Origin of the sequence: Promicromonospora sp. NPDC023987 (assembly GCF_040639055.1) — a bacterium.
Lineage (GTDB): Bacteria > Actinomycetota > Actinomycetes > Actinomycetales > Cellulomonadaceae > Promicromonospora.
Genome location: NZ_JBEZZF010000008.1, coordinates 44051 through 58790, shown reverse-complemented (window position 1 = coordinate 58790; position 14740 = coordinate 44051). Strand labels below are relative to the sequence as shown.

Sequence of the window (14740 nt, the reverse complement as noted above, 5' to 3'; positions counted from 1 at the left end):
ACGGGGCAGGGCGCTGGCTCAGGGGGATTCCGATGGCTCGCAGGACGACGACCGGCCCGGTCGCGATGTCGACGATGCTGCCCGTGTCGGGTGCGCGGTGGTGGTCGCGGGCGGCGACCGTCGTCGTCACTGCGGCGTCACTGGTGGGTGTCTATCTCGTGCCCGCCGGGCCCGCCCTGGCGGTGAGCAAGGACGGGCTGTCGGAGGCGGACCGGGCCGCTGCCGCGGCGGCGGCAGCCCCGCCTGCTGAGCCTGAGGAGGGCGGCAACTGGTTCACGGACCTGTTCGGTGGCGACGATGCGCCCGAGGCGGATCCGATCGCGGCGGATGCGGAGCTGGCGCCTGAGGAGCACCCGGTAGGACCGGAAGCGGCCACGCCGGCCGAGCCGGGCGAGCGGGTGCGGGAGCTGAAGAGCAAGCGGACGGCGAACACCAGGACGTTTCTGCTGGACGACGGTCAGCGGCAGGTCGAGGTGGCCGGTGAGCCGTTGTTCTACGAGTCCGCGCGGGATGGTCTGGTGGAGATCGACACGAGGGTCGCGGCGACGGGCAAGGCCGTGGCCGCTGCGGGGGCAAAGGGCCTGTCCGCGAAGTCGGGCAAGGCCGCTGCGTCCGCGGGCTGGTCGCATGCGAGCGTCGCGAACACCGCGCGGTCGTACTTCGGCCAGGGCCGGGACCGGGTGGTCCGGGTGGAGGACGCCGCGGGGCGTGGTGTGACGGTGGGGCTGCCCGACGCCGCGAAGGAGGAGCTGTCCTCGCCTCGGGTCGACGGTGACACGGTGACGCACGAGGGCGTGGCGGCGCTGGGTGGTGCGGATCTGTCGTACGAGGTGCTGCCTGGGCGGGTGAAGGAGTCGATCGTCCTCGCCGAGGCGCCGGACGAGAGTGCGGGCCCGGTGGAGTACGTGTTCACGCTGTCCGACCTCGATGGCCTGGTCCCGCGCCTGGAGAAGGACGGGTCGATCGGGTTCTACGGGGAGCTGCAGCCCGAGCCTGCCGTGTCGATCCCGGCGGGTGTGATGTGGGACTCGCGTGAGGTGGAGACGACCGGGGGCGGCAAGCTGTCCGCGCCGGACGACCAGGGCGCTGCCGTGTCCACCGAGGTGGGTTACGAGCTGGAGCGGTCGGGCAAGGGTGCCTGGGCGCTGACCGTGACGCCGGACCTGGACTGGCTGACCGATGAGGAGCGGGTGTGGCCGGTGACGGTGGACCCGACGATCATCATCTCGCCGACGGGGAACTTCTCGAAGGACACGATGATCCTGTCGGAGGCGCCGAGCACGGAGTACTTCGCGAGCAGTCGCCTGTCGGTGGGGCGTACCGGGGGTGGTCTGGCGCGGGCGATGCTGAAGTTCCCGCAGCTGGACGACGTCGTCCCGTCCGGCTCGACCGTCACGGACGCAGACCTGGAGCTCTATTTCGACCAGGCGCACACGGACTGGGCCACCGAGGTGCCGCTGGAGGTGCGGGAGGTCACGGGTGCGTGGGACTCGCCCACCGCGAACTGGTCGAACGCGAACGGGTTGCAGGGCGGGATCGCGGGGTTCCAGCGCACGTTCGACAACACGCACGCGGATGCGGATTTCTCGGGTGACTGGCCGGCGTCGGGCAATACGTCGTTGACGCAGTACGCGTACGGGCGTACGTACCAGTTCTCGTACGGTAACGGTGACGGCACGACGGACAAGTTCTCGGTGCGGCCGAACCTGCCCGAGGGCGGGGTGTGGCAGATCCGGGTGGCGCACGTCCCGGCGGTGGACCGGGCGAGGGCGGCGAAGCTGGAGGTGACGTTCCCGGGCGGGAGTACGCGCGCCTACAACGTGGATATGACGCGCGGCACTGCGACGTCGGGTGGGGTCTGGTCGGTGGTGCAGTCGCACACCCTGAACCCGGGCGCGCGGGTCGCGGTGACCGACGAGGACGTACAGACCGACCGCGTGGTGCTCGCGGACGCGATCCGCCTGATCAAGGGTGGCACCGCGACGCGCACGTCGGGGGAGATCGGTAAGTGGCACGACTATGACGTGACCCAGACGGTGAAGAAGTGGGCTGCCGGGTCGTTGGCGAACAACGGGTTCATGATCCGGGCCACTGACGAGAGCGTCAACGGGCCGCTGGGCGGTCCGCGGTACGAGGCCGGCGAGAACGTGTACGGCGGGGAGACGCGCAACATGCCGCGCCTGACGGTGACCTATGGGCAGCCGGGCGTCGTGATGGATATTCCGGACACGATTCACGCCAACGGTGCGGAGCTGTCCTGGTCGTCGTACAAGGACCCGTCCTCGGGCACCGGGGACGACCTGGTGGAGTACCAGGTGCACCGGTCGGTCTCGCAGACGTTCACGCCGTCGGCGTCGACGCTGATCGCGCCGGTGGACCCCGGCACCACACAGTTCGTGGACACGACGGCGGTGCCGACGCCGGCCGACTCGTCCGGGGTGGGCGGGTTGTACTACTACCAGGTTGCGGTCAAGCGCCAGGACGGCAGCATCGTCCCGTCCTCGACGCAGATCGTGCGGTTGCCCAAGGCGGGGCACACGACCAAGGTGCTGGTCGCTTCGGGGGATACGTCGCTGGCCAGTGGGGAGCCGAACCAGAACTGGGACACGGTGCAGGACATCACGACCCAGCACTGGGACCTGGTCGGTAACGCATCGGAACGCTATGGCGTCACGCGTACGGTCATGGAGTGGGACGACGGGGCGTGGGAGATCCCTGACAACGCGGTGGTGACCGAGGCGTTCCTGCGGATGTGGCAGGAGACCACCGAGACCACCCGCACCGACGCGGACGGCAGCATGGTCTACCCGACCGAGGGCGACTACGAGCTACGCCGCGCGACGGTGGACTTCGACGAGACGCTCGCGACGTGGAACGACCCGGACGGGGCCGGTCCCGGGACCTGGAACCCGGGCGGCACGCACACCTCCGCCGTCCAGTCGACGGTCTCGGACGTCGGGGAGGGGCCCGACCGGTTGTCCTGGGATGCGACCGCGGTCACGCAGGCGTTCGTGAACAACCCGTCCTGGAACAGGTCCCTGATCGTGCGGATGCACGACGAGGGCGCGTCCCAGGACCGGTCCCTGTTCGCCTCGACGGAGGCCGAGGACAACGGTGGCCTGGAGCGTTCCGGTCCGCGGTTGTCCGTGACGTACCTCAGCACGGCGCCGGAGGACACGTTCTACGCGCCGGACACCCCGGAGCGGATGCAGCCTGGCGTCAGCTATCAGGTGCCGGTCACGGTGTCCAACACGACGCAGACCACGTGGACCACCGCGGGTCAGGAGCTCGTCGCGTCCTGGACGCTGCCGGACGGTTCCGTGGCGCCCGGTTCGCAGTCGTCGACGACGGTGCTGCCGCAGGACCTGTCGCCCGGCGAGCCGGCCGAGATGACGGCGTCCGTCGTTGCTCCGCCCGTGAGTGACGGGAACCTGCGTTCGGACTACTCGTTGTCGTGGGAGATCGCCAACACGGCGTCGGCGGCGCAGGTGAAGACCGCCCGCCAGGACGCGGAGGCAGCAGGGCAGGACTCGGTGGAGGCGGCGGCGTCGGCCCAGGGGCTGGACACCATCGCGACGGGCGACGTCGCGGAGCGGTCCGAGGAGTCCTCCCTGGCCGAGGCCGGGATCGCGGCTCTGCCGGCGGGGAAGCTGAAGCAGAACGTCGCGGTCGAGGACCCGACGTCGGACCAGCTCGGTCTGGAGAGCTTCTACACCTATGCCGGGAAGAACACGGGTGCGGGTGGCACGCTGATGAACAACGTGGCGGCCGGTAACGCCGTGTGGTCGTACAACGCGTTCAGCAACCCTGGCCGTGGCCTGTCGACGTTCGCCCGGTTCTCGTACAACTCGCAGGACACCTCGGACACGGTGTCCGGGTTCGGGTGGTCCGCGCAGGTGTCCGGGCCGATCCGGCTCGGCGCGCCGCTGGAGTTCCACCCGAACAACGGCCCGCGCGAGATCATGCTGCCCGACGGCGACGGCACGACCCACGTCTTCCGGCTCAACGAGACGACCGGCCAGTGGGAGGCGCCGTCGGGCGTGAACTACCGGCTGACGCAGACAGCCGACGACGTGACCTGCCCCGGCAACCAGGACTACGTCGAGGACGCGTGGACGATGCTGCGCCCCGACGGCACGAGCTTCGTGTTCGGCTGCGACGGGTACCTGAACCAGGTGATCGACAAGAACGGCAACGTCCAGCAGTTCACCTACACCGAGCGGCAGTCGAAGAACCAGCCCCGTAAGTTCCTGCAGTACATCACCGACCCAGCGGGCCGGCAGACCCTCACGGTCGACTACTGGGACAAGGGGCAGACCGGCTGGCGGTACGTCGACGAGACCACCGGAAACCTGGTCGACGGGTCGGGCAAGCTGGCCAACTCCAAGATCTACGACCACGTGCGGTCCATGACCGACGTCTCCGGTCGCACGGTCGAGTTCTACTACACTGACAAGGGCCTGATGGGCCGGATGATCGACGGCGCGGGCGCCACCGATGACGCCGGTGAGTCGATCGCGAAGCAGTTCAAGTTCACGTACGACGCCGACCAGGGCAACAAGAACGCGAAGCTGACGGCGGTGACCGACCCGCGGGGCAACACCACGAGGATCGGGTACTACTACCCGGCCGAGGGCGACGACCCGAAGGACCACTGGTCGGTGCAGACCATCACCGACCGACTCGGTGGCGACACCACGTTCGACTACGTGCCGCACGCGACGAACGAGAACTGGTGGAACACGAGCGTCACGGACGCCGAGGGGCACGCGACGAAGTACGTCTCGGACGACTTCGGGCGGCCGCGGTCGGTGACGAACGCGAAGTCGGAGACGGTCGCGCTGACGTGGGACGGGGACAACAACGTCCGGACGCTGACCGAGGCGAACGGCGCGGTCACGGCGTACTGCTACGACCCCAAGACCGGGTACCCCCTCTGGCAGCGGGACGCGGAGCAGAACGCCGACCAGGGTGGTGCGCCTGCCGCGTCGGAGTGCGTGCCCGGGGAGAGCGCCGAGCTGGCGCCGGCTGGTGCGCAGGTCATGGAGTACCAGACCTGGGAGGACGGGCACGTCGCGCAGATCGCGCGGACCACGTCGCCCGAGGGCCGGAAGAACCAGTTCACGTACGACGCGGTGGGCAACCTGCTGACCGTCACGGACGGCAAGGGCATCGCGACGGCCACCGCGGGGGACTACACGACGTCGTACACGTATGACTCCTTCGGGCAGCTGCTGACGGCGACGGACGCCAACGACAACGTCACGCAGTACCGTGGGTACACCGACTTCGGGTACCCGGAGGTGACCGAGGACGCGCTCGGGAACGTCTCGCGGACCACGTACTCGAACGACGGGCGCGGCCTGGTCACCCAGGTCGAGGACCCGTTGGACGGTCTGGTCACCCAGGCGTACGACGCGTTCGGACGGCCGCTGGCGGGCACGACTCGTAAGTCGGCGGACGAGACGATCACGACGCCGGCGGCGGTGTATGACGCGAACGACAACGTGACCGTCTCGACCGCGCCGAACGGCGCGGTGTCGACGGCGACGTACGACAAGGCCGACCAGGTCACCACGTCGACGATGCCGAAGGACACCGAGACCGGGCCGGAGCGGATCTCCCAGTACGAGTACGACACGGTCGGCAACCTGCTGAAGACGATCGAGCCGAAGGGCGTCGCTACGACGGCGGACGCGACGGACTTCGTGACCACGTATGGGTATGACGCTGTCTATCAGCAGACGTCGGTGACGAACGCCGACGGTGATGTCATCAGCTACACGTATGACGAGGTCGGCAACGTCGTGAAGACGGTGGACCCGAAGAAGAACGCTTCGGCGGACCCGGACGACTTCACGTCCACGACGGAGTACGACCTGAACCACCGGCCGGTCTCGGCGACGGACGCCGCGGGCAACGCGAGCTCGACCACATATGACGCGGATGGCCTGGCGGTGTCCTCGACGGACCCGGATGGCAACACGTCGCACGTTCGGTATGACGAGCGTGGGGCGCAGGTGGAGACCAAGTCCCCGCACGAGTCCGTCGACGGGGTGGTGCAGTACCGGACCACGCAGGTGGAGTACGACGAGGTCGGGAACACGACCCGGGTTGTCACGCCGCGGGGTGTGGCGACGGCGGAACCGGACGACTTCGCCTCGCGGACGGAGTACGACGCGCTGAACCGGCCGGTCAAGCAGTTCCAGCCGTACGACCCGGCCGATAGCCGGTACAACGACGCGAACGTCTACACGGAGACGACGTACGACGACGCCGGGCGGGTGGTGAAGACGTCGATGCCGCCGTCGGAGGGACAGACGGCGCGTAACGAGTCGGTCACGGAGTACTTCGACAACGGGTGGATCAAGAAGTCCTCCGATGCGTGGGACATCTCCACGACGTACGAGTACGACGACCTGGGTGCGCAGACGGCACGGACGCTGACGTCGGCGGATGGTTCGGCGAACCGGACGATGTCCTGGTCGTACTTCCCGGACGGGAAGCTGGAGACCAAGTCTGATGACGGTGTCCCGGTCGGGTCGCACTCGGTGGTGACGGACAACAGCACGACGGGGCTGGCGAAGGCGACGGGCACGTGGGACACGTGGTGGACGGCTCCTGATCAGCAGGGCGTCAGCTACCGCACGCACGCCCCGGTGTCCGGGGCTTCGACGGACGAGTTCACCTGGACGCTGGATGTGCCGGCCGATGGGACGTACTCGTTGGCGGTCGCCTACCCGCAGGCGTCGGGTGCGGCCACTGACGCGAAGTTCGAGCTGACGCACGGCGTGGACGGTGATGGTCACGGTGGTGAGGTGACCGAGCCGGCCTATGTGGTGGATCAGACCACGGGTGCCGGTGCCTGGAACGACGTCGGGCAGGTCGAGCTGCGCAAGGGCGACCCGGTCACGGTGACGTTGGTGCCGTCGGCGACGGGCAAGGTCGTCGCGGATGCTGTGCGGCTGGTGCGGGACAACGCCGCCGACACGGACACCGAAGCCAGGGCGTTCGCGTACTCGTACGACGTGAACGGAAACCTCTCGGGGATCAACGACACGTCCTCCGGTGCCCGGGCGGATGACTACCAGGTCACCTACACCGGGCTGAACCAGGTCGAGAGCGTCACGGAGTCGCTGACCGGTCAGGAGACCACGACGACGACCGACTACGCGTATGACGTGCTGGGGCAGCCGGTCACGGTGGACCACCCGGACCAGCGGTCCGAGTACACCTACGACCTGGCGCTCGACCCTCGCGGACCGCTGACGTCCCTGTCGGTGGATGACCTGAACGACAGCGCCGCGGCGAAGGTGACTCGGTACACCTATGACGCTCTGGGGCGTCAGGCGACGCAGACCAAGGCCAACGGCAACGTCGTGACCAACGGGTATTTCCTGGACGGTGCGCTCAAGTCGCTGCGTGAGGAGAAGTCGGGCGGGGCGCTGGTCGCGTCGCACACGTACACCTACGACGACAACGGCAACAAGCACACCGACATCGCCTCCAAGGCGAACGCGGACGTTGCTGGGGCGTACCTCGAGTCGACCACCACGTACTCGTACGACCCTGCCGAGCGGCTATCGGAGTCCGTCAAGACGGGTAACGGGGCCAAGACCGAAACCTACGTGCACGACGACAACGCCAACGTCATCTCCCAGGACGTGGGCGGGACGGCGACGACGTACAACTACGACCGCAACCGGCTCCTGACCGCGACGACCGGCACTGCGACGGCGTCCTACCGATATGACCCGTTCGGACGACAGACGTCCGTGGTCTCAGCAGGGGAGACGATCAGCCGGACGACGTATGACGGGTACGACCACATCGCGCAGTCCGAGAAGATCAACGACGCCGGGGCGCTGGAGTCGACGACGTACGCGTACGACCCGCTGGACCGCACGGCGTCCAAGACCGCCGGTGGGGAGACCACCGACTACACCTACCTCGGGCTCTCCTCGGAGGTGCTGGGCGAGGAAGTCGCCGGACAGATGACAAAGTCTTACCAGTACTCGCCGTGGGGGCAGCGGCTGTCCCAGATCACGCACCAGGCCGACCCCGAGGCCGGAGTTGAGGCGGGCGAGAGCGCGTACTACGGGTATAACGCCCACACCGACGTCGAGATCTTGACTGATGACACGGGGGACACCGTCGCCACGTATGGATACACCGCGTACGGGAATGCGGATGTGGCCGAATACACGGGAATCGACAAGCCGGACGCCGATACGCCGGGTCAGGTCGAGCAGTACAACGCCTACCGATACAGCGCAAAGCGCTGGGATGTGTCCTCGGGGACCTACGACATGGGCTTCCGCGACTATGCACCAGGCCTGAACCGGTTCACGACTCGGGACATGTACGCCAGTTCCGTAGCTGACCTCGCTCTCGGTTTCGACGCGTACACCGGAAACAGATACGCTTTCACTGCTGGCAATCCCATCTCCATGATCGAGATTGATGGACACATCTATGCGGAATGCAGTCAGGTGGCCGACTATACATGTTCGGTTTCTGCAGAGGGGGAGATAACTGCTCAAATTACCGAGGAGCACAGTCTCGAGGTGCAGATTTCGCTTTGGGAAAACCGGTCCACCGACAGCGGTGATGGTCCAGACGAGGGCTATGTCAGCGAGAATTTCATGAACCTGATGTTCGCCGACCAGCTAAGGATTGAGTTGAGTTTCCTGACGTCCGAAAAGACGAGGGAGCAGGAAGCTCGATGGGCCGAACTTGAAGAAAGGGTCTGGGCGCGAACGCCAATCATGGAAAAGACCGAGATCGTTCTCGCCGACTCCTGGACCGCAGTGGTTGATATGCCGGTCGAGTTCCAGTGGGGTTCGTATTACGCGGGGATTACAAATGTGGCTTCCGGTGCGCGAGGGATCGTGGGCGGGACTAAGGATCTTCTAGAAAGCAATCCAGGTCTTTCTGGAAAGGCTAAGCGGGCCGCGGGAGGCTGGAGTGCATTGACAGGGCCGAACACGATTCTTGGGGGCGTCGGCCAGGTTCAAGACTCCTTCAGTGGCCCGTGCGAAGAGAACTGCACGCTTGGCGGTCAAGCGCGCGAGTACGTGCGAGGGGTGGCGCCGGATGTAAATGGCGCTATTGGCTGGATAAACGGCAATCTCTCGCCGTACGGTGCCCCGCCGATACCGTCGGTGCCCTGGATCTAGTATGCTGCCATGGTGAAAGAAGCGCCCCGTGAGCCGAGTGATGACTTCGATCGGATTGATCTCAATGCATTATCGAAGTCCGGATTCTCCCTCGGAATTGCTTGCATGGTGACCCTTGGCCTGAGCTGGGTCATGGACATTCCGTCGAGCGTCGACGCGGCGGCTCTCCTGCTGCTTGTTGTGGCGGCCCTGCTTGTGATAATCGGAGTCACAGTTGAAGCAGCTCGGTCTGGGATTTCGTTCCTCAGGACACTCCGCCTGTTTGTGAGGGTTGTTGTCGGGGTGTTTGCTAATCTAAGATCTTGGTTCCTGTTTTAAGGAATCATTTTGTACTCATGGCCGGGCAATGTGTTATAGAGGAAAGGGCTGCTGGTGAAGAGGATGTCAGTGGCCTCCCGTCGGCTCGTCCGGTCCGTCGAGAATGAGCATGTCGGCGACGAAGGCCGCAACCGCGCCGTCCTTGTCACGTCCCACCCATACGGGGTACGACCCGTCGCCGCATCCGGCGTGCCACATCACCAGACCGCCGTCGTCGACGGTTCCGTGCCAGTCGTCCAGGGCGGCTGACACCTCCCGGGCAGGTTCCGCCACGGCGGGGATCGCGTCGACGTCGGTGAACGACGCGGTCCCCGTGTCGACGCCGAACCCGTAGTACTCCCCGTCGCCGAGGTCGATCTCGTGCTGGTCCTTGCGCAGCCCGAGCTCCCAGGACACGACGGGCTGGTCGGACACGACGATGCGGGCGCCCGCGACCGTCTCCAGGTCGTCTGCCAGGTTCTGGGCGATGCTCAGCTCCAAGGGGTAGGTGCCCGGTGCGACCCGCGTAGTCAGCGTTCCTTCCCAGGCGGGGAGCTCCTGCGTCAGGTAGTCCGGGTCGGTGGCCAGGAGCCGACCGGAGGGGAGCTTGAGCTCGCCGGCGTCGGCGGCCTCGATCTGCACGGGGTCGCCGGACTCCCGGGCGCGTGCACCGGGCGTGATCATCGCGTCCAGGTCACCCGGGTGCAGCGGATGGCCTGGCTCCGACGGGTCGCATTGTTGTGGGGCGATAAAGCGGCCAGACTGGATCGCGAGGACGCTCGAGCGGTACACCAACAAGGCACTGCAGGAGGCAAGTCGTGGAACGAATAAGCTCTCCAGACATCTCAGTCGCAAAGAGATTGGTCATCTTTCCAATCCTCGCTTGAGTAATGCCACTTTTGGGAAGTATGTTGATCGACGTGTTAAGGAACTTGTCGACAACAGCCGACTTATGAGAATGCTGGGCGGCAGAACTACGCCGAATGGGGCGAAAGGTGGGGCCCGACGTGGTAAACCGGCTCTTCCCAGATGAGGGTGTAGGTCGGCCGGGCGCGTCGGTCCGCAGATAGACGTCGAGGTCTCCCGACGATGGAGGTTCCTACGCCATCCATCCGAAAGACCTCGACGTGACCGACGCTACCCCGCCGGCCGGCCTCGGCCGCCCTGACCTGACCGCCTTCGCGTCTCATCCCAATCGACCCTGATCGGGTCTGCTGACCCCCTCGACGAGAACGCAGCGACATCACAGCCACCCAACCCCGACCGGCCGGGAAGCCGGGGCACGTCACATGGCCTGTGCTGCGGGCGTGTCGAGTGGGTCGTCCAGGGGCGACGCAGGAGCGTCGACGCGACGTGCTGAGAGGTGGTTCCAACCGGGCGCTAGGACACCGGCTACAGGCATGGCGATAGGTCAGGAACGGCGTCGCTCCCTGCGCAGGAGGGAGCGCAGAGTCTCGGCGTTCGCGTAGCCGACCCGTAGCGCGATCTCGGCGGAGGTGAGGTCCGTGGTTGCTGAGAGGTGCCGAGCTCGTTCGATGCGAAGCCGTTGGACGAAGCCGAGCGGAGTGAGGTTGAGCGCCGCACGGACTCGTCGTTCGAGGGTGCGCCGGCTGGTGCCGAGCGACTGCGCGACGAAGGCGACGTTGAACGGTTCGTCCAGGCGGGCGCGCACGAAGCGTTCGAACTCGACGACGATCGGGTCCTCGTGCCGGAGATGTTCGTAGGCGACGAAGGCCGCCTGCGACGGACGCTCGTCGATGATGAGGAGCTTGGCGACATGTTGGGCCAGGTCGGGGCTGATCGATCGCACGAGTGAGAGCGCGAGGTCGATGTGGGCGAACGCGGCGCCGGCGGTGACGAGGTTCCCGTCCACGACGACCATGGTGTCGAGATCGAGGGCGACGGTCGGATAGCGCTTCAGGAACTCCGGCCCCAGGAACCAGCTGGTCGTCGCCCGCCGATGATGCATCCGTCCGGTCTCGGCGACGGCGAACACGCCGGTGCACGCCGCGGCGATCCGGGTGGTCGCGTCGTCGAGGCGCCCGAGCGAGGCGATGACCGAACGAGCATCTCGGCTCTGGAGGGCGTCGTTGGTAGCGGCGGCCGTGAGGGTTCCAAGCGCAGGGACGACGACCACGTCGAACTCTCCGGACTCCGACAGCGGGTGGTCAACCGACAGGGTCATCGATGCCGTCGTGGTCACTCGCCGTTTCGGTCCGAGGATGGCGAGTTCGATCGGGTCGATCCGCGGGTCGATATCGCCGCGGGCTCCGTCGGCCACCCGCACGATGTCGATGACCGACGCGACAGCCGAACCGAAGCAGCCGTCGATCGCGATCAGTCCGATACGCATGGCGCGAACAATAGCAATACTGTCGTATACGCCACTCCCCATCGGCCCTCGCTCGTCATACGCTGAACTCGCCCCACGAAGAACCCCGACTTCAAGGAGAACCCCTCATGTCCACACCCGCATCACTTCCGTATGCCTTCGTCGCCAAGATCGTCGCGGCCGATGGACAGCACGACGCGCTCGCCGATCTGCTCGCCGGCGCTGTCGCACTCGCCAACGAAGAAGTGGGAACGATTGTCTGGTTCGCGGCTAGAACCCACGCCGACACCTTTTGGATCTTCGATGCATTCCCCGACGAGGCCGCTCGCGACGCCCACGCCAACGGCGCCATCGTCGCAGCCCTGATGGCCAACCAGCACCTCCTCGGCGCAGCACCCGAGATCCTGGCGGCCGACGTCCTCGCGTCCAAGCTCCCGTAGTCCGCCAACGCACGAGACGATCGCGCCCCGCCGAGCCGTCGGACCCGACCGCCTCGACACCCGCACCACGTTGACGATCCCCGACGGGCCGATCACGAGGGGGGCCAGGCAACACCAGGCGCAAGCCTGGAGCGGCACTGGTTCACCGGTGGTCATCGAGAGAGCCAGCGCGGTTCCATGGCAGCGCAACTGTGTCAACTTGCCCTCCGTCCCGCTAGGCGCCGTGGGCGGGTCTTGGTTGCGATCCGTTGCCGTGACGGGAGACGCGTTGCGCGTCGCAGCGATGACGGGTCGTTGGCGTTCCGGGGCGTTGCGTTCGTGCGCGTCGCCCGTGCGGCATGGAACATCTCGCTGCGCACACAACGATCGCTGCGCCGACGCACCGTTGACACCTCGCACGTCCAGGTCGCGACACAACGCCACGCCGCGTTGCCGAGCGGAGCGAGGCCTATCGGCACACGGACAGGATGCCGGCCGCGAGCGCTCAGCCGGCGAGGGGTCCGTCGCAGAGGAGAGCGACGTCGGTGTCGGGCAGAGCCGTGAGGCCAGCGCATCGCGCGACCACCAGAACCGAACCGCCCCTGCCCTGCGTTTCCGCAGGTCAGGGGCTGTTCGCCAGAGCCGCCTGTCGGAATCGAACCGACGACCTAATCACGTCGGCTTTGCGTCTATCGCTTGATGCGCCCACTGGGCGAACGAGCCGCTGACCTGCGCAAACGCCGAGAGTGGGGGCGCCGCCATCCGGTGGTGACCGACGACGACCGACCAGTACCGACCGTTTCACCGGAGCTTGCGGCGGCGTCGAAGCCGAGCAAGCTCCATTCTTTTAGCTCACCGCGCCCTCCTCCTAGCCGGTCCCGTCGTCGTCGAAGACGTTTCAGGGGTCTTCCCAGATGACGGTGTAGGTCGGCCGGGCGCGTCGGTCCGCAGATAGACGTCGAGGTCTCCCGACGACGGAGGTTCCTACGCCATCCATCCGAAAGACCTCGACGTGTCCGACGCTACCCCGCCGGCCGGCTTCGGCCGCCCTGACCTGACCGCCTTCGCTCGACTCGACGGCCTCGGTCTGAGCGTGACCGGGCAACGACTTGAACCGGATCGTGCGGTCCTCGCGTGCCGCGTGGTGGAACCAGATCAGTGGTGCCGACGGTGCGGCAGCGAAGGCGCTGCTCGTGACACCGTGATCCGGCGGTTGGCCCACGAGCCGCTGGGCTGGCGACCGACCGTGCTGGAAGTTGTAGTGCGCCGCTACCGCTGTGCCGACTGCGGACACGTGTGGCGCCAAGACACCAGCGCCGCGGCGGAGCCACGCGCGAAGCTCTCGCGCACCGGGCTGCGGTGGGCGCTGGAAGGGATCGTGGTCGCACACCTCACCGTCGCCCGTGTCGCCGAGGGACTCGGGGTCGCGTGGGACACCGCCAACAACGCGGTCCTGGCCGAAGGCAAGCGGCTGCTGATCAACGACCCCACGCGGTTCGAGGGCGTGAAGGTCATTGGCGTCGATGAGCACGTCTGGCGCCACACCAGGCGTGGCGACAAGTACGTCACCGTGATCATCGACCTCACCCCGGTCCGCGATGGCGCCGGCCCAGCAAGGCTGCTGGACATGGTCGAGGGCCGGTCGAAGGCGGCGTTCAAGACCTGGCTCGCCGACCGCGACGACGCCTTCCGTGACGCGGTCGAGGTGGTCGCGATGGACGGCTTCACCGGGTTCAAGACCGCCGCTGCAGAGGAGATCCCGGACGCGGTCACGGTGATGGATCCCTTCCACGTCGTGCGCTTGGCCGGTGACGCCCTCGACAGGTGCCGGCGCCGGGTCCAACTCGCGATCCACGGGCACCGTGGGTTCAGGGACGACCCGCTCTACAAGTCGCGGCGCACGCTGCACACCGGCGCGGACCTGCTCACCGACAAGCAGAGCGACAGGCTACGCGCGCTGTTCGTTGATGACGCTCACGTCGAGGTCGAGGCGACCTGGGGTGTCTACCAGCGCATGATCGCCGCCTATCGCCACGAGGACCGGCAACGTGGCCGCGAGCTCATGGAGAAGCTGATCACCGACCTCAGCGCCGGCGTCCCCAAGGTGCTCACCGAGCTCACCACCCTGGGCCGGACCCTGAAGAAGCGAGCCGCTGACGTGCTCGCCTACTTCGAACGACCCGGCACCAGCAACGGGCCGACCGAGGCGCTCAACGGACGGCTCGAACACCTGCGCGGCTCCGCACTCGGGTTCCGCAACCTGACCAACTACATCGCCCGAAGCCTGCTCGAGACCGGCGGCTTCAGACCCCAACTTCTACACCCCCGATTGGGATGAGCCGGTAAACCGTGGGAGAGAAGCCGGTGGCGTGTCGTGGTATGACGTTACAACCGTTAGTCACTGGGCGGCCCACACAACCAGGAACTACAGCGGGAAAGGCGTTGAAATCCTGTGGAATCAGATAAAGTAGACGATCTGCGAAGTCGCTGGTCTACGGCGGCAGGGCAACCTG

The 14740-nt window shown here is 66.7% G+C and carries 6 protein-coding genes; 4 read left to right on the top strand and 2 right to left on the bottom strand.

All coding sequences use genetic code 11. The annotated features are described in order from the left end of the window. Positions 1-32 precede the first annotated feature (32 nt). Both AB0F40_RS06065 and AB0F40_RS06060 read left to right on the top strand, forming a co-directional pair. A complete protein-coding gene (locus AB0F40_RS06065; protein WP_357465216.1) occupies positions 33-9179 on the top strand; it encodes a DNRLRE domain-containing protein in 9147 nt (3048 codons plus the stop codon). 9 nt (positions 9180-9188) lie between these two features. Continuing rightward, the gene (locus tag AB0F40_RS06060) at positions 9189-9497 is read left to right on the top strand and encodes a hypothetical protein (protein WP_357465214.1); all 309 of its coding nucleotides are present in this window, start codon (positions 9189-9191) and stop codon (positions 9495-9497) included. Between the two features lie 66 nt (positions 9498-9563). Here AB0F40_RS06060 and AB0F40_RS06055 read toward each other — a convergent pair whose 3' ends face one another. Next, positions 9564-10160 carry a DUF4241 domain-containing protein gene (locus AB0F40_RS06055; protein WP_357465212.1) on the bottom strand — a complete coding sequence of 199 codons (597 nt, stop codon included), beginning with the start codon at positions 10158-10160 and terminating at the stop codon, positions 9564-9566. A gap of 727 nt (positions 10161-10887) precedes the next feature. Further along, positions 10888-11829, bottom strand: a complete 942-nt coding sequence (locus tag AB0F40_RS06050; RefSeq protein ID WP_007079305.1) for a helix-turn-helix domain-containing protein — start codon at positions 11827-11829, stop codon at positions 10888-10890. A 107-nt stretch (positions 11830-11936) separates the two neighbouring features. On the opposite strand from AB0F40_RS06050, the gene AB0F40_RS06045 reads away from it, so the two are divergent. Both AB0F40_RS06045 and AB0F40_RS06040 read left to right on the top strand, forming a co-directional pair. Next, entirely contained in the window at positions 11937-12248 is a 312-nt protein-coding gene (locus tag AB0F40_RS06045) for an antibiotic biosynthesis monooxygenase (protein WP_006247389.1), read from the top strand. A 991-nt stretch (positions 12249-13239) separates the two neighbouring features. Beyond that, entirely contained in the window at positions 13240-14565 is a 1326-nt protein-coding gene (locus tag AB0F40_RS06040; protein WP_026138135.1) for an ISL3-like element ISPfr2 family transposase, read from the top strand. Positions 14566-14740 lie beyond the last annotated feature (175 nt).

What these genes read in the sequence shown, in the direction of transcription:
- AB0F40_RS06065 (WP_357465216.1), top strand. Translation starts at nt 33, where the DNA reads ATGGCTCGCAGGACGACGACCGGCCCGGTCGCGATGTCGACGATGCTG.
- AB0F40_RS06060 (WP_357465214.1), top strand. Translation starts at nt 9,189, where the DNA reads ATGGTGAAAGAAGCGCCCCGTGAGCCGAGTGATGACTTCGATCGGATT.
- AB0F40_RS06055 (WP_357465212.1), bottom strand. Translation starts at nt 10,160, where the DNA reads ATGATCACGCCCGGTGCACGCGCCCGGGAGTCCGGCGACCCCGTGCAG.
- AB0F40_RS06050 (WP_007079305.1), bottom strand. Translation starts at nt 11,829, where the DNA reads ATGCGTATCGGACTGATCGCGATCGACGGCTGCTTCGGTTCGGCTGTC.
- AB0F40_RS06045 (WP_006247389.1), top strand. Translation starts at nt 11,937, where the DNA reads ATGTCCACACCCGCATCACTTCCGTATGCCTTCGTCGCCAAGATCGTC.